The organism is Pseudomonas sp. JAI120 (assembly GCF_014207255.1).
In the GTDB taxonomy this organism is placed as follows: domain Bacteria; phylum Pseudomonadota; class Gammaproteobacteria; order Pseudomonadales; family Pseudomonadaceae; genus Aquipseudomonas.
The window spans coordinates 298,592-317,807 of the sequence record NZ_JACHCZ010000001.1; the positions used below are offsets into that span (position 1 = coordinate 298,592).

16 protein-coding genes and 1 pseudogene are annotated in these 19,216 nt (G+C 60.5%); 14 read left to right on the plus strand and 3 right to left on the minus strand.

Annotation, left to right across the window (positions count from 1 at the left end; all coding sequences use genetic code 11):
• The first annotated feature begins 230 nt into the window (after positions 1-230).
• From HDC32_RS01480 to HDC32_RS01520, 9 genes and pseudogenes are all read left to right on the plus strand, one after another.
• Positions 231-842 (plus strand): NIPSNAP family protein, encoded by a 612-nt coding sequence (locus HDC32_RS01480; RefSeq protein WP_184742173.1) that lies wholly within the window; start codon positions 231-233, stop codon positions 840-842.
• A 343-nt stretch (positions 843-1,185) separates the two neighbouring features.
• The gene (iacA, locus tag HDC32_RS01485) at positions 1,186-2,358 is read left to right on the plus strand and encodes an indole-3-acetate monooxygenase (RefSeq protein WP_167655337.1); all 1,173 of its coding nucleotides are present in this window, start codon (positions 1,186-1,188) and stop codon (positions 2,356-2,358) included.
• Between the two features lie 16 nt (positions 2,359-2,374).
• On the plus strand, positions 2,375-2,737 hold the full coding sequence (locus HDC32_RS01490; protein WP_017528258.1) for a hypothetical protein: 363 nt from the start codon (positions 2,375-2,377) through the stop codon (positions 2,735-2,737).
• Positions 2,738-2,756: 19 nt separating this feature from the next.
• Positions 2,757-4,031 (plus strand): aromatic ring-hydroxylating oxygenase subunit alpha, encoded by a 1,275-nt coding sequence (locus tag HDC32_RS01495; protein WP_099491983.1) that lies wholly within the window; start codon positions 2,757-2,759, stop codon positions 4,029-4,031.
• A gap of 15 nt (positions 4,032-4,046) precedes the next feature.
• A complete protein-coding gene (locus tag HDC32_RS01500) occupies positions 4,047-4,523 on the plus strand; it encodes an aromatic-ring-hydroxylating dioxygenase subunit beta (RefSeq protein WP_145338142.1) in 477 nt (158 codons plus the stop codon).
• Between the two features lie 11 nt (positions 4,524-4,534).
• Positions 4,535-5,275, plus strand: coding sequence for an SDR family NAD(P)-dependent oxidoreductase (locus HDC32_RS01505; protein ID WP_167655338.1), 741 nt, complete (start codon positions 4,535-4,537; stop codon positions 5,273-5,275).
• Between the two features lie 50 nt (positions 5,276-5,325).
• Positions 5,326-6,285: a PDR/VanB family oxidoreductase gene (locus HDC32_RS01510; protein WP_099491986.1), complete on the plus strand. Its 960-nt coding sequence runs from the start codon at positions 5,326-5,328 to the stop codon at positions 6,283-6,285.
• An 11-nt stretch (positions 6,286-6,296) separates the two neighbouring features.
• Positions 6,297-6,794, plus strand: a complete 498-nt coding sequence (locus tag HDC32_RS01515; protein WP_065930110.1) for a flavin reductase — start codon at positions 6,297-6,299, stop codon at positions 6,792-6,794.
• A 180-nt stretch (positions 6,795-6,974) separates the two neighbouring features.
• A pseudogene (locus HDC32_RS01520) lies at positions 6,975-7,589 on the plus strand (LysR substrate-binding domain-containing protein); the annotation flags it as partial.
• A gap of 165 nt (positions 7,590-7,754) precedes the next feature.
• On the opposite strand, the gene HDC32_RS01525 reads toward HDC32_RS01520, so the two are convergent.
• Positions 7,755-8,669: a LysR substrate-binding domain-containing protein gene (locus tag HDC32_RS01525; RefSeq protein WP_120448544.1), complete on the minus strand. Its 915-nt coding sequence runs from the start codon at positions 8,667-8,669 to the stop codon at positions 7,755-7,757.
• Between the two features lie 268 nt (positions 8,670-8,937).
• Here HDC32_RS01525 and HDC32_RS01530 point away from each other — a divergent pair, with 268 nt between their 5' ends.
• From HDC32_RS01530 to pgm, 4 genes are all read left to right on the plus strand, one after another.
• Positions 8,938-9,960: a zinc-dependent alcohol dehydrogenase family protein gene (locus HDC32_RS01530; protein WP_131696393.1), complete on the plus strand. Its 1,023-nt coding sequence runs from the start codon at positions 8,938-8,940 to the stop codon at positions 9,958-9,960.
• A 705-nt stretch (positions 9,961-10,665) separates the two neighbouring features.
• The gene (locus HDC32_RS01535; protein WP_184742175.1) at positions 10,666-12,066 is read left to right on the plus strand and encodes a hypothetical protein; all 1,401 of its coding nucleotides are present in this window, start codon (positions 10,666-10,668) and stop codon (positions 12,064-12,066) included.
• Positions 12,063-13,469 (plus strand): PLP-dependent aminotransferase family protein, encoded by a 1,407-nt coding sequence (locus HDC32_RS01540; RefSeq protein WP_184742177.1) that lies wholly within the window; start codon positions 12,063-12,065, stop codon positions 13,467-13,469. The genes HDC32_RS01535 and HDC32_RS01540 overlap by 4 nt, the downstream gene beginning before the upstream one ends.
• A 96-nt stretch (positions 13,470-13,565) precedes the next feature.
• The gene (gene pgm / locus HDC32_RS01545) at positions 13,566-15,209 is read left to right on the plus strand and encodes a phosphoglucomutase (alpha-D-glucose-1,6-bisphosphate-dependent) (RefSeq protein ID WP_145338131.1); all 1,644 of its coding nucleotides are present in this window, start codon (positions 13,566-13,568) and stop codon (positions 15,207-15,209) included.
• Between the two features lie 62 nt (positions 15,210-15,271).
• On the opposite strand, the gene HDC32_RS01550 is transcribed toward pgm, so the two are convergent.
• Positions 15,272-15,967 (minus strand): pirin family protein, encoded by a 696-nt coding sequence (locus HDC32_RS01550; protein WP_131696389.1) that lies wholly within the window; start codon positions 15,965-15,967, stop codon positions 15,272-15,274.
• A gap of 218 nt (positions 15,968-16,185) precedes the next feature.
• Between HDC32_RS01550 and HDC32_RS01555 the strand changes: the two genes are divergently transcribed.
• Positions 16,186-18,633 carry a UvrD-helicase domain-containing protein gene (locus HDC32_RS01555; RefSeq protein ID WP_184742179.1) on the plus strand — a complete coding sequence of 816 codons (2,448 nt, stop codon included), beginning with the start codon at positions 16,186-16,188 and terminating at the stop codon, positions 18,631-18,633.
• Between the two features lie 144 nt (positions 18,634-18,777).
• On the opposite strand, the gene HDC32_RS01560 is transcribed toward HDC32_RS01555, so the two are convergent.
• Positions 18,778-19,050, minus strand: a complete 273-nt coding sequence (locus tag HDC32_RS01560) for a DUF1652 domain-containing protein (protein ID WP_027605770.1) — start codon at positions 19,048-19,050, stop codon at positions 18,778-18,780.
• Positions 19,051-19,216: the final 166 nt, after the last annotated feature.

Genomic DNA, 19,216 nt, shown 5'->3' on the forward strand with positions numbered 1-19,216 from the left:
CCCCAACCACCCCCCCCCCTAACCCCCCCCCTGGGGGGGGGGGGGGCCGCCCGAACGGCCGCGCCCCGCTGGGGGGCCCCCCCCCCCCCCCCCGCCCCCCCCCCCCCCCCCCGCCCGCCCCCCCCCCCCCCCCCCCCCCCCCCCCCCCCCCCCCCCCCCCTCGTTTTGCACGCTCCCGCGACTGCCCGACAAGGGCGGTCGCGCCGTGCGCGTAGTCCCTGGAGATTGCCTTGAAACTGTTCGAATTGTTGACCTTTACCCTGCGTGTTCGCACCGTGCCTCAAGCCTTGCCGCGTCTGGAGCGGAGCTTGCGCGAAGCGGGCGAGGGCGTGCATTTGATGGGCTGCTGGGTGTCGGAAATCGGCCAGCAGAATCGCATCGCGGTCCTGCGCGGGTTCGACGATGGCGGCGCTCGCGAACGGTATCTACTGGCGGCCGATGGGTTTGCGATTGGCGAATTTCTGCTTGACCAGCAGGTGGACGATTACAGCGCCTTCGCCTTCGTAGAGCCGCTGCCTCCAGGGGCTCACGGCCCGTTCTACGAATTGCGCGAATACAACCTGGTACCCAGCGGGCTGGCACCGACGTTGCGCGGTTGGTGCAAGTCCATAGAGCGTCGCACCAGGACGGATTATTCCCGGGTATACGCCGCGTTCTATGCCACCAGCGGGCAGATTCCGCGTTATCTGCATATCTGGCCCTACAGCTCGCTGGAGCAGCGCCTTGAAGTACGTACTCGCGCCGTGGTCGACGGCGCCTGGCCACCTGAAGATTCGGCGCCGCAGCTCAAGCAGATGCATTCCACGGTTTACCTGCCGGCGCCGTTCTCACCATTGCGCTGAAAGCGTTACGAAAAAACAGCATGTTTTCCGATAATCGCACAATAATTTTTTGAATTACCCTCAAAGCATAAAGACATATCTAAACGCATTTAAACTAATTAAAACAGGTAGTTAGATATTTTTATTCTGGATTTGTCACTGAATTATTACGTGATTAGTGTTGTTTTTAATCGCGATAAATCAATTGACAATTCACGTAATCGAGCTCAGATTCACCCCAACGGCACCCACAAAAACAAAGGTAACCACTATGCCGATCCATCGCCCCCGTTCCGTCTCCCGTCCCAGCTCGACACTGCCTTCCTGCTCAGCCCAATACCGTTCCTGACAACGGAGTAAATGTATGCATTCGCTAAAAAAACCAGCGGTCGATACCGTGAGCTCGCTTGCCAGTGGCCCGACCTTCGACGCCTTGCTTGTCGATGTGCGTGAGCGTGCCAGGGCCGGTGAATTCGACCGCCAGCGCCACATCTCGCGGGATGTGATCGAGTCCTTCAAACAGCACGGCATTTATCGGGCGCTGGTGCCCAAGCGCTTCGGTGGCCTGGAGTGTTCGCCGGCCGAGTTCTGCCAGTTGATCGAGCGTATTGCCCAGGCCGATGGTTCTGCCGGCTGGGTTGCCAGCTTCGGCATGAGCCCGGTTTACCTTGCCGCACTGCCGCTGGACAGCATCGCCAAGGTGTATGCCGATGGTCCTGACCGGGTATTCGCCGGTGGCATCTTTCCGCCGCAACCGGCGGAAGTGGTCGAAGGCGGCTTTGTGGTCAATGGTCGTTGGAAATACTCCAGCGGCTCCCTGGGCTCCGACATTGTCGGCGTCGGTATCGCCCCGAAGAACGGCGACACCTTCGGCCTGCCACGCATTGCAGTGATGCCGCGCAGTGAGATCCGCATCGACGAAACCTGGGACACCGTCGGCCTGCTCGGCACCGGCAGCCATGACTTGGTGGTGGAAAACGTGCGGGTCTGCGAGGAGTGGACCTTCGTGCGCGGCGGCCTGCCGAACCTGGACGAGCCGTTCTTTCGTTACCCGTCGCTGTCGTTCGCCACCCAAGTGCTGTCGGTCGTCGGCCTTGGCGTCGCCCGCGCGGCACTGGATGCCCTTTCGGACATGGCCAGCGGGCGCGTCTCGGTCACCGGCGCCCCGGCGATTGCCGACCGGCCCCTGGCCCAGGTCGATATTGCCCGGGCAGAAGCCGAGCTGCGAGCCGCGCGGGCGTTTTTCTACGAGTCCATCGACCGCGCCTGGAACTACGTACTGGCCGGCGATGCGGTGCCGGTGGCCGCAACCAACCTACTGCGCCTGTCGTCGACCCATGCCACCCGCGTCGCTGCCGATGTGGCGCGCACCGCGCAGATGCTCTCGGGCATGAGCGGTGTGTACAACGACAGCCCGCTGGCACGCTGCGTCAACGACGCCCAGGTGGTGACCCAGCACGCTTTCATGGGCGACATCACCTATCAAAATGCCGGAGCCATGTTCTTCGGCAAACAGCCTTTGCCTGGCTACCTCTAACCGTCGAGGAAATGAAATGAGCGATAAAAAGACCTTGCGCGTGCTGTTCTGCATGGGCATCAACCAGAATTTTTTCGATGCCCCGCGCGATGAACAATTGCAGGTGTGGGCAGCGTTCAGTGCAATGTGGAACGGTATCCACGACCTGGCCGGGGTCAAGGTGCTGGGCAATATGGATGACGACCAGAGCATGGTCGGGCCGTCCGATGGCTTCCCCTGGACCACCTACCTGTTGGCCGACGTGCCGGATATCGAGACCGTGCATGCCGCGTGCAACCTGTTTCGTAGCACCCCGGTGGGCGATGGCCCTTACAAGCTGTGGCGCTACACCAAGGTTGAAGCCCGGGTTGGGCGCGAGCTGATCATTCAGCGTACTTGATGCCGACGAGGATACTTCCATGAGCAAGCTGATTCCCGCTGTAAACCTCGCCGTCGACCCCGCTGAACGGGTACAGGCCGATCGCGTCCACACCTCGATGTATACCGATGCGCAACTGTTCGACGCCGAGCTGGAGAAGATTTTCTATAGCACCTGGATCTGGGTCGCCCACGAAAGCGAGATCCCCGACAACGGCAGCTACAAGACCACCTATATCGGCAAGCAGCCGGTGATCGTGGTGCGTGACCGCAAGAAAGACGTGCACGTGCTGCTCAACCGTTGTCGCCACCGTGGCGCCACTGTGTGCGAACACAAAAAAGGCAAGACCAACAGCTTCGTCTGCCCTTACCACGGCTGGGGCTACGCGCTCGACGGCTCACTGCGTGGCATCCCACACCCGGAAAGCTACGGCGACTGCATCGACAAGGCCGAGCTGCCGCTGGTCAGCCTGCGTACCGAAAGCTACGCCGGCATGATCTTCGCCACCTTCAAGGACGACATCGAGCCGCTGGAAGACTACCTCGGTGCGGCGAAAAAATGGATGGACCTGTTCATGAAGCAGGGCGCCGGTTATGGCATCAAGGTGCCGGGCGAGCACCGTTTTCGCTTCCCCGGCAACTGGAAGATCCAGCTGGAAAACACCACCGACGCCTACCACTTCCCGTTGGTGCACAAGAGTTTTCTGTCGTCGGTGGATGAGCAGACCCTGGCGCTGTTCGACTTCGTCAAAGGACCTGGCTACGTCGAGGACCTGGGCAACGGCCACAGCGTGATGGTGATGATTCCCGACTTGATCGACCTCGAAGCCGACCTGGACAAGCCGATTCCCGAGCGCTTCGAAGAGCTGGCCGCCGAGCTGCGTGACGAGGGCATCGAGGAGCAGCAGGTGCGCCGGATCGTGCGTGCGGTCGGCGGCACCGGCTTCAACCTCAACCTGTTCCCCAACGTTGCATGCTCGATGGCGTTTTTCCGGGTGCTGCAGCCGATCTCGGTGACCGAGACCGAAATCCACCACTCGGTGATCACCATGGACGGCGGGCCGGCCGTGGCCAACCGCTATCGACTGCGCCTGCATGAGCACTTCCAGGGGCCGATGGGCTTCGGCACTCCGGACGATTCCGAGGCCTGGGAGCGGGTACAGAAGGGCGCCAACGCTGGTGAAGATCTATGGATCATGCTCAACCGCGGCTTGCCCGGCGAGCAGGCCAGCGCAGACGGGCTGGTATCCGACGTGAGTGCCGAAACCGGTATGCGCGCCGCCTATCAGCAGTGGAAAAAGATGATGTCGGCCTGATCCGTGGAGAACCTTATGAACCTGCAATTACTGCAAGAAGTGACCGCTTTCATCTGGCAGGAAGGCGACATGCTCGACCACGGAGAATACGACGGCTGGTTGAAGATGTGGACCGAGAAGGGCACCTACATCATTCCCATCGACCCCAAGGAAACCGACTTCGAGAACACCCTCAACTACGCCTACGACGACCATCATATGCGTGAACTGCGGGTGCAGCGCCTGACCGGCGGCGAATCGATCTCCACCAGCCCGCAACCGCGAACGGTGCGCATGCAGTCGCGGTTCCGGGTGTTGGTCGATGACGGCGTGCAGGTGACTGTGCGCTGCGCGCAGAACATCCGTGAGTTCCGCAAGGAAAACCTGAAGTTCTACAGCGCCGACCTTACCTACCAACTGATCCGCAGCGAGGGTGGTTTCAAGATCCAGCGCAAAGTGGTCAGCCTGATCAACAGTGACGATGCCCTTGCCGGTATCGGCTACATCCTTTGAGGCGCGCCGACATGAGCCATATTGCATTGGTGACGGGTGCGGGGCAGGGGCTGGGGCAGCATTTCTGCGCCAGCCTCCTGCGGGCCGGGTACTCGGTGGCGATCACCGACCTCAACCTTGAAGCCGCACAGGCGTGCGCCCACCAGTTGGACCCGGGCGGCGAGCGCACGCTTGCGCTGCAACTGGACGCCGGGAGCAAAGCCGATTTCGAAGCGGGCCTGGACCAGGTGCTGGCGCGCTTCGGCGCGCTGAACGTGGTGGTCAATAACGCTGCCGTCACCAAGACCACGCCGCTGATGCAGATCAGCCCCGAGGAATTCGACGCTGTCGTGGGCCTGAACCTGCGCAGCGTCTTCCTCGGCTGCCAGGTGCTGGGCGCGTACATGGCCGAAACCGGCTATGGGCGGATCATCAACATGGCGTCCCTGGCCGGCCAGAACGGCGGTACTGCGACCGGCGCACACTATGCCGCGAGCAAGGGCGGCATCGTGACGCTGACCAAGATCTTCGCCAAGGAGTTTGCCGCCCGCGGGGTGACGGTCAATGCCATTGCCCCTGGCCCTATCGAGTCGGCGGCGGTGCGCGCAGCCATACCGGTCGAACGCCTGCCGGGACTGCTCGCCAATATCCCGGTGCAGCGCCTGGGAGATGCAGATTTTCTCGGTGACCTAATTGTGCAGTTGGCCCGGCCCGACGCCTATTTCACTACCGGGGCGACGTGGGATGTGAATGGCGGCTTGTTCATGCGCTGACTGATAGCGGCCGCCACGGCGGCCTTTGCGAACTCCATGGAATAACGGCCATGACTGAAGAACTGTTGGACGTAGTCGTGCGCAAGCGCGAGCTGCAAGGGGACGGCGTTGTCGTCCTGGACCTGACCCGTCGCGACGGCGCACCGTTGCCCGCGTTCGACGCCGGCGCGCATGTGGATATCCATATTGCCCCGGGGCTGGTGCGCCAGTACTCGTTGTGCGGCAACCCTGCGGATCCGAGCCTGTACCGCCTGGGTGTGCTCAAGGATCCGGCATCGCGCGGCGGTTCGGTCGGGGTGCATGACACCCTGCTCGAAGGCTGCGAGGTGCAGATCAGCGTACCGCGCAATCTGTTCGCGCTTGCACCGCAGGCGCGGCGTTCGGTGCTGCTGGGTGGCGGGATCGGCGTGACCCCGATGATCGCCATGGCCTACGCGCTGCACGCGGCCGGCCAGCCCTTCGAACTGCATTACTGCGGCCGTGAGCGCGGACGCAGTGCGTTCTTGGCGGAACTGGCCGACGCACCGTTTGCCGCGCAGGTGTTTACCCACTTCGACGATGAAGGGGCCGAACAGAAGCTCGACCTGGCCAAGGTGCTGGGCGAGGGCAAGACCGGCGTGCACATGTACACCTGCGGTCCCGCCGGCTTCATGGATTGGGTGATTCAGGGCGCCCGCGACCAGGGCTACACCGAAGCGCACATCCACAAGGAATATTTCCAAGTGGAAGTGGACAGCTCGGGGGGCAGCTTCGAAGTGGTAGCGGCCCGCAGCGGCAAGACCGTGCAGGTGGCAGAAGGGCAGAGCATTCTCGCCGCACTGGCGCAGGTCGGGATCAAGATCGAGATTTCCTGCGAGCAGGGTGTGTGCGGTACCTGCCTGTGCGATGTGCTCGAAGGCGAGCCGGATCATCGTGATGTGTACCTGACGGACGATGAGAAGGCCGGCAATGATCAAATTCTAGTGTGCTGTTCACGAGCCAAATCTAAAAAACTCGTGCTGGATATCTAAGGGGAACGACAATGGTAGACGTAGGCAGCTTTCGCAATGCAATGGCCATGCTGGGCGGTGCCGTGTCGGTCATCACCACTGATGGCGTGGCAGGCCGGTTCGGCTTTACCGCCTCGGCGGTGTGCAGCGTGACTGATTCACCGCCGACCCTGTTGGTATGCATGAACCGTTCCTCTCATTCCAACGAGCATTTCAAGCGTAACGGCACAGTGTGCGTAAACACCCTGTGCGGCGATCATCAGCATTTATCCGGTGCCTTTGCCGACCGCACGTTGAGTATGGATGAGCGCTTTGCCGTCACAGGCTGGACCACGCTTGAAAGCGGTGCGCCCGTGATGCTGCAAGCGCTGGTGAATTTCGACTGCCGGATCGTGCAGGTCCATGAAGTGGGCTCCCACAGTATTTTCTACTGTGAGGTCCAGACCATTCGCCAAAGCGGCGCGGACGAAGGCCTAGTGTATTTCAACCGTGCTTACCACCGCTTGGGCGAGGCATCGAAGGCCTGCTGAGCCTCAGCGATACCCAGTGCGCGCGCCTTCATTTTCGCTGGAGAAACGAAACAGCGGCACCAAGGGGCCGAAGGTTTCTTCAGCAGTAGGCGCCGCCGTTGTTTTGAAGCGCGCCTGAGCGGAGGACAAAACTGATGTCATTCAGCTTCAGGGCGATGTTAGGTCGCGTGTAGTGGCAGAGCCCCGCAATTGATCCGGCGTTTTCACGAGCGTTGGCCCAAGGCCTCATTGCATGTATCGGAAGGCTTGAGCACGTCGCTGCAGGAGTGGTTACTGGACGGTCGGATCCAGGTCGCCGTGGTGTACAACCAGCTACTGCTTGAGGCCTTTGATGTGCGGCCGATTTTCAGTAAACGCATGGTGCTGGTCGGACCGCCTGGGGAGACGCCGAAATCGGTGCGCATCATGGGGCTGGCGGATTTTCCATTGATCCTTCCCGGTCTGCCTCACAGCAACCGCCGGCTGATTGAACAAGTGGCGGCACAGAGCGGATTTCATTTGAATGTGATATTCGACGTGGACAGTGTCAGTCTGACCAAACGGATGGTCGCCGAAGGCATGGGCTACTCGATCCTGGCGCATGCCGCAGTCCAGGAGGATGTAGCCATGGGGGGCCTGGTGGGTCACGCGATTGAACGACCGGGCATTCGCTCCACGGTCTCGTTGACCACGCTCAAGGATCGCAGGAGCAGTCGGCTGGCCTTGAGCTGGGAAAAAATTCTGTTGGAAACCCTGGAAGAGTTGGTGACGGCGGGGGCGTGGATGGACGCTACTCTTTGGCTTGGGCGAGAGTGATTTCGAGAGAGGCTTTTTGCGGGTCGGGCTGGGGGCATCCTTTTCAAACCATCCAAAGCATGCCCTCAGATGTGCCCCCAATGTAGCAATCCACTGGAAGTGAATGGAGCTCCATGGTTTGTGGAAAGGCAGAAATGATCAGATGAACAGCTCGCCCGGCGAAACCTAGAGACTCTCAGGATCCCCAAAAAACATCTGAATCCGCGATCGCAACCACCGCTCTCCCGGATCATTGTCCTGCGACCCTCGCCAAGCCATATGCAGCTCGAACGAGCGCACCGGCAACGGCGGTTCTTCCGCGCGCAAACCACCCGCAGCGGTCAGTGCCTCGGCCGCGTAGTCCGGCACGATGGCGACAATGTCGGTGCCCGAGAGCAGGGTGCCCAGCCCGTTGAACTGTGGTACCGCCAGCACCACATGGCGCTTGCGGTCGAGTTTCTCCAACTCTTCATCAATGAACCCGCTCAAGTCGCCGGCGAACGACACCAGGGCATGGGGACGGGCGCAGAAGTCGTCCAGGCTCAGGGAGCCCGGCACGCTGTCGGCGCGCAGCAGTTTCGGCAGGCTGCGGCGCAGTACTTTGCGCTTGGCGTTGGCCGGCAGGTCGGCGGTGTAGCTGACGCCGATGGAGATTTCGCCGGAAGCGAGCAGGCCGGGCATCAGGATGTAATTGACGCGGCGCACCACCAGTACGATGCCGGGCGCTTCGGCGCGCAGACGTTTGAGCAGTTGGGGCAGCAGGGCGAATTCGACGTCGTCGGACAGGCCGATGCGGAACACCGCGGTGCTGGTGGCCGGGTCGAACTCGGCGGCGCGGCTGACGGCGGTGGAAATCGAGTCCAGGGCCGGGGAGAGCAGGGCGAAGATTTCCACGGCGCGGGCCGAGGGCTCCATGCTGCGGCCGGTGCGCACGAACAGCGGGTCATCGAACAGCCCACGCAGGCGCGACAACGCGGCGCTGATGGCTGGCTGGCCAAGGAACAATTTCTCGGCGGCACGGGTCACACTGCGCTCATGCATCAAGGTTTCGAATACGATCAAGAGGTTAAGGTCGACACGACGCAGGTCGTTACGGTTCATCTTGTATCCTGGAAGAGTCAGCTTTACTTGACGAGAACGGTCATACAAGAGCCCTGAGGGTCCATTCAGACGCGTGACCGGTATGAATCTTACGGGGAAAGGCTGGTACTCTGCACCGGCTAATTGAGTTTTCCTACCATACTTGAGGTCTATTCCTCAGATGCGGAATCAATGACAGACATGTCGACTATTAACGGCGACCGGTGGTCTTAGCCGGAAAGCCCAGATAGAGTTCATGGCAATAGAGGTTACTTTGACGAGGTTTGCGATGTCCCGCACGATCCGTTTTCACAAGTTTGGTCCGGCCGAGGTGCTCAAGTGCGAAGAGCATGTAGCCGCGCAGCCCGCACCGGGCGAAGTGCAGGTGCGTGTCGAGGCGATTGGCATCAGCTGGTATGACATTTTGTGGCGCCAGAACCTGGCGTCTTCCCACGCACGTCTTCCATCCGGCCTTGGCCATGAGATGGCCGGGGTGGTCGTAGCCTTGGGCGACGGCGTGGATGACTTGGCAGTGGGCGATAAAGTGGCCAGTTTTCCGGCCGAGAGCCCTAATGATTACCCGGTGTATGGCGAACAGATCGTCCTGCCCCGTTCGGCCCTGACCCGCTATCCGGACGTCTTGAGCCCCATCGAAGCCAGCGTGCACTACACGCCGCTGCTGATTGCCTACTTTGCGTATGTGGACCTGGCACGGGTCAAGCCCGGGCAGTTTGCCCTGGTGACCGACGCCAGCCACTGCGCCGGCCCTTCGTTTGTGCAACTGGGCAAGGCCCTGGGCGTGCGGGTGATTGCTGCCACCAAGGACAGCGCAGAGCGCGAGTACCTGCTTTCTCTTGGCGCAGAAAAAGTCATCGTCACCGAGGAACAGGACCTGCTGATGCAAATCAACAAGTTCACCGAGAACCGCGGCGTCGATGTGGTGTTCGATGGCTTGGGTGGCCCGCAGATGTCGTTGCTCGGTGATGTACTGGCGCCCCGTGGCAGCCTGGTGCTGTATGGCTTGCAGGGCGGTAACCAGACACCGTTCCCGGCGTGCGCGGCGTTCCAGAAGAACATTCAGTTCTTTGTGCACTGTATCGGCAACTTCACCGGCAAACCGGAGCTGGGCATCATCCAGGATCAGGTAGCGTTGCAGCGCGCGTTGCGTGACATCAACCAACTGACCGCCGATCGTGTGCTCGTTCCCCTTAAAACCACGGTGTTTCCGTTCAATCAGTTTGTCGAAGCCCACCGTTATATGGACGAATGCCCGTGCCGCGAGCGGGTTGCTTTGCAGGTTGCGGCTGTTTGAGCTGTAGGAATATTCGTAAATGAGTGCTCCGACGCCTGAGTGAATGGGGCAAATGCGCCATTTGACAGGGCTTAACCCGCCCGCTCCAGAAGCTGCCGACCTGGCGCTTTAGCCCACAAATCCGGCCCTTTCTCCCTGACGCCGCCCTGAATTCCAGCGCGGCGTCGTTGCATGTGCGCCTTTTACGCGACATCGGTTGCTCATCTGAACTGGTTTTCGGCCCGCTTCTGTATCTATTAATCATTATTCCAGCACTGATAATTGCGCCTTCACTTTCATCTCAAGGATTGAGCAATGATTGAATCTGTGACTCGACTGCAGATAGTTATCCGAACTATCGACGCGGCACGCATGTGTGCTCAGCAAGACAGGTACTTTCATAAAGCGTACCGACCATGCAAATGGAAAAGTTGTTTGAGCCTATTGTCGGACACTTCTTTAAAAGGCTGGTTAAAAAAGCGTAGGAGCTTGTCGGAAGAGTCCTAAGGCTAGCTTTTTAAAAGGATTTTTCCATTATTTTCATTGGGTTGTGCGCTTGTGCGGGTGAGAAATGCTCACCGGCAATTCATGTCGTTTTGTTGCGCGGTGCTAGTGTCTGAACATCGACGCACAATACGGGGCGCGATTTTCCTACACGCAAAATAGGCCAAGCAAACACTGTCAGCAGTTGCTTGAAACTGATATTTCAACTCAGGTAGTAGAACTATGAGCACTATTCACGAACAGGCTATGAATCATGTTTACCAGCAAGTTCTGCAACGTCTGATCGGGCACTTCACTCGCGCGGGACGAACCGCTCTCCAGTTACTGGTCCAGCGAATCATTGTCGCGGCAGGCGGGATGGAGCAGGTAGGGGATTTCAAGGTACTGGTGGCTCACGGTGGCGGTGAAGTCAGCAGCTATACCCTGGCGCTGCTCCGAGCTGCCCAACTGACCATTGCCGGTCGCGCGCCACGCACCTTTCAACTGAGGGTCGCGACGTTACGGCACGCGGGCATGACTGAGGGGCAGCTCGATACCCTGAATCGCGGCTACGGCCGGCTGTTTCTCCACGATGATCCGCGCGTCGAGTTGTTGATGGTGGAAAATCAGGAAGTACAACCCTTCAATCACCAGCGCCCGGCCTCAGCGATCGGGCGACAGATCAGCCAGCGCAATATGTTGATGGTGGGCCATGTGAGCGCCGGAGACTGCCGCGCCACACTGTGCAACGACACTTACCTGGCCGTCGGCGATTTTTACCAGCGTGTCACCACTTGCAATGGCGGCGTCCACGCGCTGGTCAGTGGTGACTCGCCGCGTAAGCAAAGTCAGTTTCTTGCCTGGCTCAAGAAAACCGCCCAGGGCGCAGGCATCCGCGTTACCAAGGGCCATCCACTATCGCTCAACGCGTTGTTCGCGCGCATGGACGAGTGGAGCACCGGTTATTACCGTGATGTGTTCGGTGAGCATTACACGGCCAGTGATAATCCCAGTACGGTGGGGCATCGTCACTTGGCTTACATCGGCATCGCCGACCTGCTGGACGATGTCGACATCGCGTCAACCACTCTGCTGACCGAGTTCATGGCTTACGTTCCCGATCCACTGGGCTTTCACTTCAGCCATCCGACCTATTCCAATCCGTTGCTGATGGCTCATCTGCGTGGGTTACAGGCCGAATGCCTGCGTGAGCTGGATTATGAAGAAGGCGTCGAAGGTTTTGTTCAGCAGGCCGCCGCGTACATGCGCCGTCTGCGTATGCCCGACGATTTGCTCATTCAGGCCGGGACTCGCGAAGGGCGCATGTTATGGAGTGCCTACGCCCAGGAGTTCTTCGGTTTGGATGAGACCCAACTGACCTGCCTGCTGTTTTCACCGTTTCTTCATCACGGAGAGCGATTGGAAGGTTATTTGCGCCAATGTCATCCGGGCATGCTGGTGGCGTTGCCTGAGTTGCACAAAGTCCTCCAAGGCAACGGTTCCGCCGAAATGCTGCAGCAGTGGGTAACGGACACCAGCGGTTTACCGATGCCCTTGTTGCAGCACTTGTACCGCAAACGGCCGCTGGCCAGTGAGAACGGCATGCATCGCGCCGCGCAGGCCGTGCCATTGTTCGGGCAATGACGCTGCGCGACGAGCGTCAGGCGGATTTCGCGTATCAGGCGGTCTATCGCTACATGATCAGTCTGATCAACGAGGTCAGTACTGACACTCGGGTAAAACTGCCGTCGTTACGGCAGTTGGCCGGGCGCCTGAACGTGTCGATTTCGACGATCCAGTACGCCTATGCGCTGCTGGAGAAGGAGGGCAGAGTCTACTCGGTGGCCAAATCCGGCTATTACGCCTGGCCGATGTCGGCAAACCCGCTGGCGTGGGCCGGCGGGGATCTGCTTGACCGCCTCTACGCAGCGGCACGGCGCCCCGGCATGGTGGTACTCAGTGGCGACGATCCGGCATTGCTGGGCGCCCTGGATGAAACACTGCTGCGGCTGGAGCGGGAACTGGTGCGCCAGTACCCGTCGCATTTGCAACCCTGGTCCCAGCCTTGTGGTGTGTGGGAGTTACGCGCGGCGCTGGCCGCGCGCTATACCTCGTCGCCCACACGCTGCTGGCATGCCGACGATGTGTATATCGGTGCCGACCTGCGCGGCGTGCTGGATATCCTGATCGAAGTACTGGGCCTGCGGGGTACAACCGTGATTGTCGAATCGCCCTGCGACTGGCTGATCCTGCGCCTGTTGCAGGACGCCGGGGTGCGCATCATCGAGTTGCCCTGGACGCCGGAGGGCCGCCTGGATAGAACCGCGCTGGGGACGCTGTTGCGCGATGAGCCGGTGCATCTGGTGTTGCTCTCGTCTTCCGTCAGCCTGCCCAGCGGGGTGGCCATGTCGATCGACGAGCGTCTCGACGTGGCACACCTGCTGGGTCAGTCCGGTTGCTGGTTGCTAGAAAACGACACCTTTGGTGAGCTGGGTTTCGAAGCCCCCCACACGGCATTGCGCGAACTGGTGAACCCTGAGCGGCTGATCGTGTTTTCTTCGTTCGAGAAAGTGCTCGGCTCGGAAGCCCCCTACGGCTACGTGCTGTGCCGGCGCATGAGCAATGAGTTGCAGCGCCAATTCCTGCTGCGCTCATTCCGTTTATCGTCGATCCGTCAGCGCGCGATTGCCCGTTTGTACCAAAGCAGGCGGATTGACCAGCACCTGCGCACACTGCGCCAACGCTTGGGCGAGCAGGCGGGGCACATGAGCCAGCGCCTGGAGCAGTATTTGGGCGACCAGGTGACTTATCGGATGCCGTCCGCCGGTGCCGCGTTCTGGCTGGCCTCCACCCGTGCGGTGGACATGCGCCAGGCATTTCAGCGCCTGCTGGCACGGCAGGTGGTGATCGCCCCCGGTGAACTGTTCAGTGTTAGTGGGTTGCACCAACAGAACCTGCGCGTGAGTCACACCTTTCACGGGCAACCCAATCTGGATATTGCCCTGGAAGCATTGAGCGACGCATTGCGCCAGGCACAGACTGGTTGAAGTTTCTCTTAACGATGTAGGATCGATACCGTCGCGCAGTAGTCCAACTCTCAGTAAACTGCCATTTTTCCGAATCCTTCTATCCGAGGTTTATGCATGACAATCAGTCCTTTTGCGGGCAAACCGGCGCCGGCCCAGTTGCTGGTGGATATCCCGCGACTGGTCACGGCCTATTACACCGGCCAGCCTGATGCAGCGATCTCCACCCAGCGCGTAGCCTTTGGTACCTCCGGGCACCGTGGCAGTTCGTTCGAACTGAGCTTCAACGAATGGCATGTGCTTGCCATCAGCCAGGCCATCTGCCTGTATCGCGAAGCCCAAGGCATCAATGGCCCGCTGTTCGTTGGCCTGGATACCCATGCGCTGTCGACCCCGGCCGGTGCCAGCGCTCTGGAAGTGCTGGCCGCTAATGGTGTGCATGTGATGCTGGCCGAAGGCGATGAGTACACACCAACCCCGGCAATTTCCCACGCCATCATCTGCTACAACCGTGGCCGTACCAGCGGCCTGGCCGACGGCATCGTTATCACGCCATCCCACAACCCGCCGCAAAGTGGCGGCTACAAGTACAACCCGCCCAACGGTGGCCCGGCCGATACCCACGTCACCAAGTGGATCGAAGCCAAGGCCAACGAGTTGCTGGCCAATAAACTGGCCGGGGTCAAGCGCATCACCCATGCACAGGCGCTCAAGGCCGACACCACCCATCGCCATGACTACCTCAACAGCTACGTGGCCGACCTGATCAACGTGATCGACATGGACGCCATCCGCAGCGCCGACCTGCGCCTGGGCGTGGACCCGCTGGGCGGAGCAGGGGTGCGCTACTGGTCGGCGATTGCCGAGCACTACCGCCTGAACCTGGAGGTGGTGAACACCGAAGTCGATGCCACGTTCCGCTTCATGAGCGTCGACTGGGACGGCCAGATCCGCATGGACCCGTCCTCCAGCTACGCCATGCAGGGCCTGATCGGTCTCAAGGAGCGCTTCGACGTAGCGTTCGCCTGCGACCCGGATCACGACCGTCATGGCATCGTCACTCCGTCCGGCGGCCTGCTCGCGCCGAATAACTACTTGGCGGTGTCCATCGACTATCTGTTTCAGAACCGTCCTGACTGGCGCGCCGATGCGGCCGTGGGCAAGACCGTGGTCAGCAGCGGCCTGATCGATCGCGTGGCCGCACGGATTGGCCGTCGCCTGTACGAGGTGCCGGTGGGGTTCAAGTGGTTCGCCGATGGCCTGTTCGACGGATCATTGGGCTTTGGCGGGGAAGAAAGCGCGGGTGCCTCGTTCCTGCGTAAGGACGGCACGGTGTGGAGCACCGACAAGGACGGCCTGATCCCGGCATTGCTGGCGGCGGAAATGACCTCGCGCAAAGGCCAGGACCCGAGCCAGATCTACCGTGGCCTCACCGATGCCTTGGGCGAGCCGTTCGCCATTCGTGTCGACGCCAAGGCTACCCCGGCGCAGAAAGCGCTGTTGGGCAAGCTGTCGCCAGAGCAGGTGACCTCCACGCAACTGGCCGGCGAAAGCATCCAGCAGATCCTCAGCCATGCGCCGGGCAATAACCAGGCGATCGGCGGGTTGAAGGTGATGACCGAAAACGGCTGGTTCGCCGCGCGGCCGTCGGGCACCGAGGACATCTACAAAATCTACGCCGAGAGCTTCATTGGCGAGGACCACCTCAAGCAGCTGGTGGAAGAGGCGCAGGTGCTGGTAGACGGCGCCATCTCCCAGTAACACCGCAACCCCAATGTGGGAGGGGTGCCCCCTCCCACATTTTATTGGGCCAAAGCGTTGGATCAGGCGAGGTCGACCAACACGATCTCGCTGTCTTCAACCGCCGTCACCCGCAACACCTGCTCATCCTCAATCGCCACCCCGTCTCGAGCTTGCGCACGCACGCCATTGACTTCAATCACCCCCGTCGCCGGCACCAGGTAAGCCCGACGCCCGCTGTCCAAGCGGTATTCCGCGCTTTCCCCGGCTTTCAGGTTCGCCGCTACCAGGCGGGCATCCGCGCGGATGCGCAGGCTCTCGCTGTCACCGGCCTTGCCACTGGCCAGGGTCACAAACCCCTCGCGATCACCTTTCGGAAACGGCTTGGCGCCCCAGGAGGGCGGCAGGCCGGCCTCGTTCGGGATGATCCAGATCTGGAAGATCTTGGTCGGCGTGGCTTCCAGGTTGTACTCGCTGTGAGCGATCCCCGTGCCTGCGCTCATCACCTGCACATCACCGGCCTCGGTGCGGCCCTTGTTGCCCAGGTTGTCGGCGTGGCTGATGGCGCCTTCACGCACGTAGGTAATGATCTCCATGTCGCGATGGGCGTGCTGCGGGAAGCCGGTGCCGGGGGCAATGATGTCGTCGTTCCAGACCCGCAGGTTGCCCCAATGCATGCGCTTGGGGTCGTGGTATTCAGCAAATGAAAAGTGGTGATGGGCGTCAAGCCAGCCGTGGTGGGCGCCGCCCAGGGCGTTGAAAGGTCGAAGTTCAAGCATGATCGTCTCCTGTTGATGGCGCTATGATCCGTGAGCTCATCATCGATAAAAAGCGTAAAAAATGCCTGATTCCTATCGGTGGATTAGATTGATTGCTGGCGCTTTGACTTTCACTTCATCGCCTAACTGCATGACCGTAAAGCAATTGGCTGGAACTGAGCGTCGATTCCGGCGACTATGGCGCACTTGTCAAACCCCAGCTCATCGCAGGAGTCCGCGTGCCGCAACACAAGCCTGATCTGCCCCCCGAACTGCGCCCATTGGCGGAAATGCCGCTGCTCAAACGCCTTGCCGCACGCCTGTTTGGCCATGGCCTGACGCGTTTGCGCGCACAGCATCGGTTTTCCTGGTTGCACGGGCAGGCCGATGGTTTTCGCAGTGGTCACGAGGCCGGCGTGGAGTATGGCTATCGCGAGGGCAAGGCCGATGGCATCGAGGAAGGTCGACAAGTCCTGTTGATCCGCGACTTCCGTCCCGATGAGCACCGCGCGCCCGGCGTCGATGACAGCCTGTTCGACGATTGGCGGCTGCCCTTGACCGCCGACGTGAAGAAACGCATCAAGGCTGATGTGGCTCGGTTGTTACCGGCCCATGCCCAGCCGAGCGCGGCGCAATGGAAGATGATCTTCAGCGACACGCCGTCAACCTCGGTGATCGCCGGTGCCGGCGCGGGTAAATCCACCTCGCTGGTGCTGCGTATTTTGCTGCTCACCCATTACCTGGGCTTCGAATTGAGCTCGATGACCGTGGTGACCTTCACCCGCGAGTCGCGCAAAGACTTCATCAACAAGCTCATGGAAATTCTCAGCCTGTGGGGCCAACCCCTTGGCATGAAAGAAGCCCAGGCGGTGGTGCGCACCTTTCATTCGCGCATCCTGCCGATGGTCCGCAGCCTGCCGGGTTTTGAACGCCTGCAGGCTTTCGAAAACCTCAGCGCCGGTTTCGAAGACGCTGACAGCAACCCGTTCGACCTGCGCATCAGCGACGCCCAGCGCCAGCAGATGAATGCCTGCTACCACCAGTTGCAGGGGCGGCATGCACGGTTTCGTGAACTGATTGCACCGTTGGCACGCCACGGCCTGCAGCTGCGCGAACTGGAGCGTGATCATCCGGATGTACAGAAGCGCGTAGCGGTGACCGAGCTGGCCGCCAAGCGCGACGAAGAACTCTGCGATGTGATCGAAGACCTGTGGTTTCGTGCCGGCGCCTGGCCAATCAAGGGGATTGAGCCCAGTCGCCAGCGCTTCGAAATCAATGGCGCGCAGTTTCACTGCCACGGCTATATCCCGGAGCTGGATGCGTGGGTAGTGCTGGGCTTTGACGCCAGGGAAAACCCCCAGATCAGCCGGCCGAATTCGAAGCTGTCAGTACGTGCAGAGTGGGCGGTAAAGCGCACCTTATTTCAAGCTTTCTGTCGTAAGCCTTTGATATGGCTGGATAGCTATGATTCGTCAAGGCGGCTTTTAAGCAGCCTCGCAGGGGATGCCAGCGCAGGTCCCGGCTTTGATTACAAGGTCAAGGGCGAGCTGGCTTCGGCGCCGCTGTTGGACAGTTTCGTGATGGCAGCCGGCTTTATCGAGAACCTCGGCCTGGACGTGCCGACCGCTGTCGGCCAGATGAGCTTCGCCAAGGACGACCCGGACCGGTTCTTCTTTGAAGCCCTGAGCATTTTCTGGAAGGCCCTGGAAGACCACCTGCTCGACCAATCGCCGCCGATCATGACCTATAACCGCATGTTTTCGCTGTTCGGCGAAAACACCCCGGAAAACCTCAAGCTCCTCAGCGATCAGCTGCTGCGGCCGATGTCGCACTTGATGATCGACGAATTCCAGGACGTATCGCCCCAGATCGTCTCGTGGATACGCGCCAGCCTGCGGGAAATCCGCAGCCGTGGCCCGGCGATGCATGTGGGCCGTGGTGCGCAACGTTCGTCCTTGCTGTGCGTGGGCGATGACTGGCAGTCGATCTACGGCTGGCGCGGCAGTTCGCCCAAGTACTTCATGGAATTCAACCAGGAATTCCCATCGCCGAGCACTACCCGCGTCATGCTCAGCGAGAACTACCGCAGCCATCAGCACATCATCGACGCTGCGGAACATATCGTGCGCGCCGCACCGGCCATCCCGGGTAAAAAGGCCAAGGCCAGTGGCACGCCAAAAGCGTTGGTACCGGTCACCGTACTGGAGCGGGACGATGCGGCATTGGGGCGGCAACTGCTGGAACACTATCAAAAGGGCGATTCGGTATTAATGCTGTATCGAAAAAGTAGCGATAAGCTACTGATTCAGGAGCATATTCAGTCGATTGTTAATGTTGATTCTAGCTTGCCGGCAGCCGCGCGCAGGTTGAAGCAGCTGACGTACCACAGCGCCAAGGGCCTGCAGGCGGATGCGGTGTTCCTGCTCGGTGATTGCCAGCATGTGACCAGTTCGCCCTACAAGAACCAGGTCTATCGCATGGCGGGCCTGGGCAAGGACGGGGACAGCGAACCTTATGACACTGCGCAAAAGGACGAAGTGCTGCGCCTGGCCTACGTCGGGATTACCCGGGCCGTGAGCCATTGCTACTGGTATGTGGAAAAACCCGAAGGCCAGGCGGTGAATGTGCCCAAGGCCTCGGAGCGGGTTGACGGCAAGAAAGCGTTTTTCGACGATCAGCGCCATTAGTAGGGGACAAATGCGATCCCAATGTGGGAGGGGGCTTGCTCCCGATAGCAGGGAGTCAGTCACCACCTACAGTGACTGAACCAGCGCTATCGGGAGCAAGCCCCCTCCCACAGTTGACCTTCTTTCCTGTTGGCGGGGCCGGAGTCAGGCCCTCAGCGACAACGGCGGCACAAACGACTCCAACTCATCCTCCACCGCCTCGATAATTCGCTCCACATCGGCAGCATTCATCACGGTGGCGCAGGGGATGCCGGCGATGGCAATCAGCGTCTCGCCGCTGGCCCGGTCGAACAGGCGGGCGACCATACTGCCGGGCGCATCCATGCTGCCCTCGAAGCCCATCGGATGAAAATGCCAGCGCATCAGCTGGCAGGCGTTCGGGAACGTCACTTTATTCATGTTGCCCACCTTGTTCATTGAGCGCTTCCTTTAGCTCGCGGCAGGGGGCCAGGACCGTCACTGGTCGTGGCGTCGGAGGAGTTAAAAATAGCATTCGTTCGCAAGTACAAGGTGACTTTTTCTGCCCCGTTCGGCGGTTGTCAGCCATTCACTTGACGTGGGTCAGCTCCTGCTTAGGGACGGG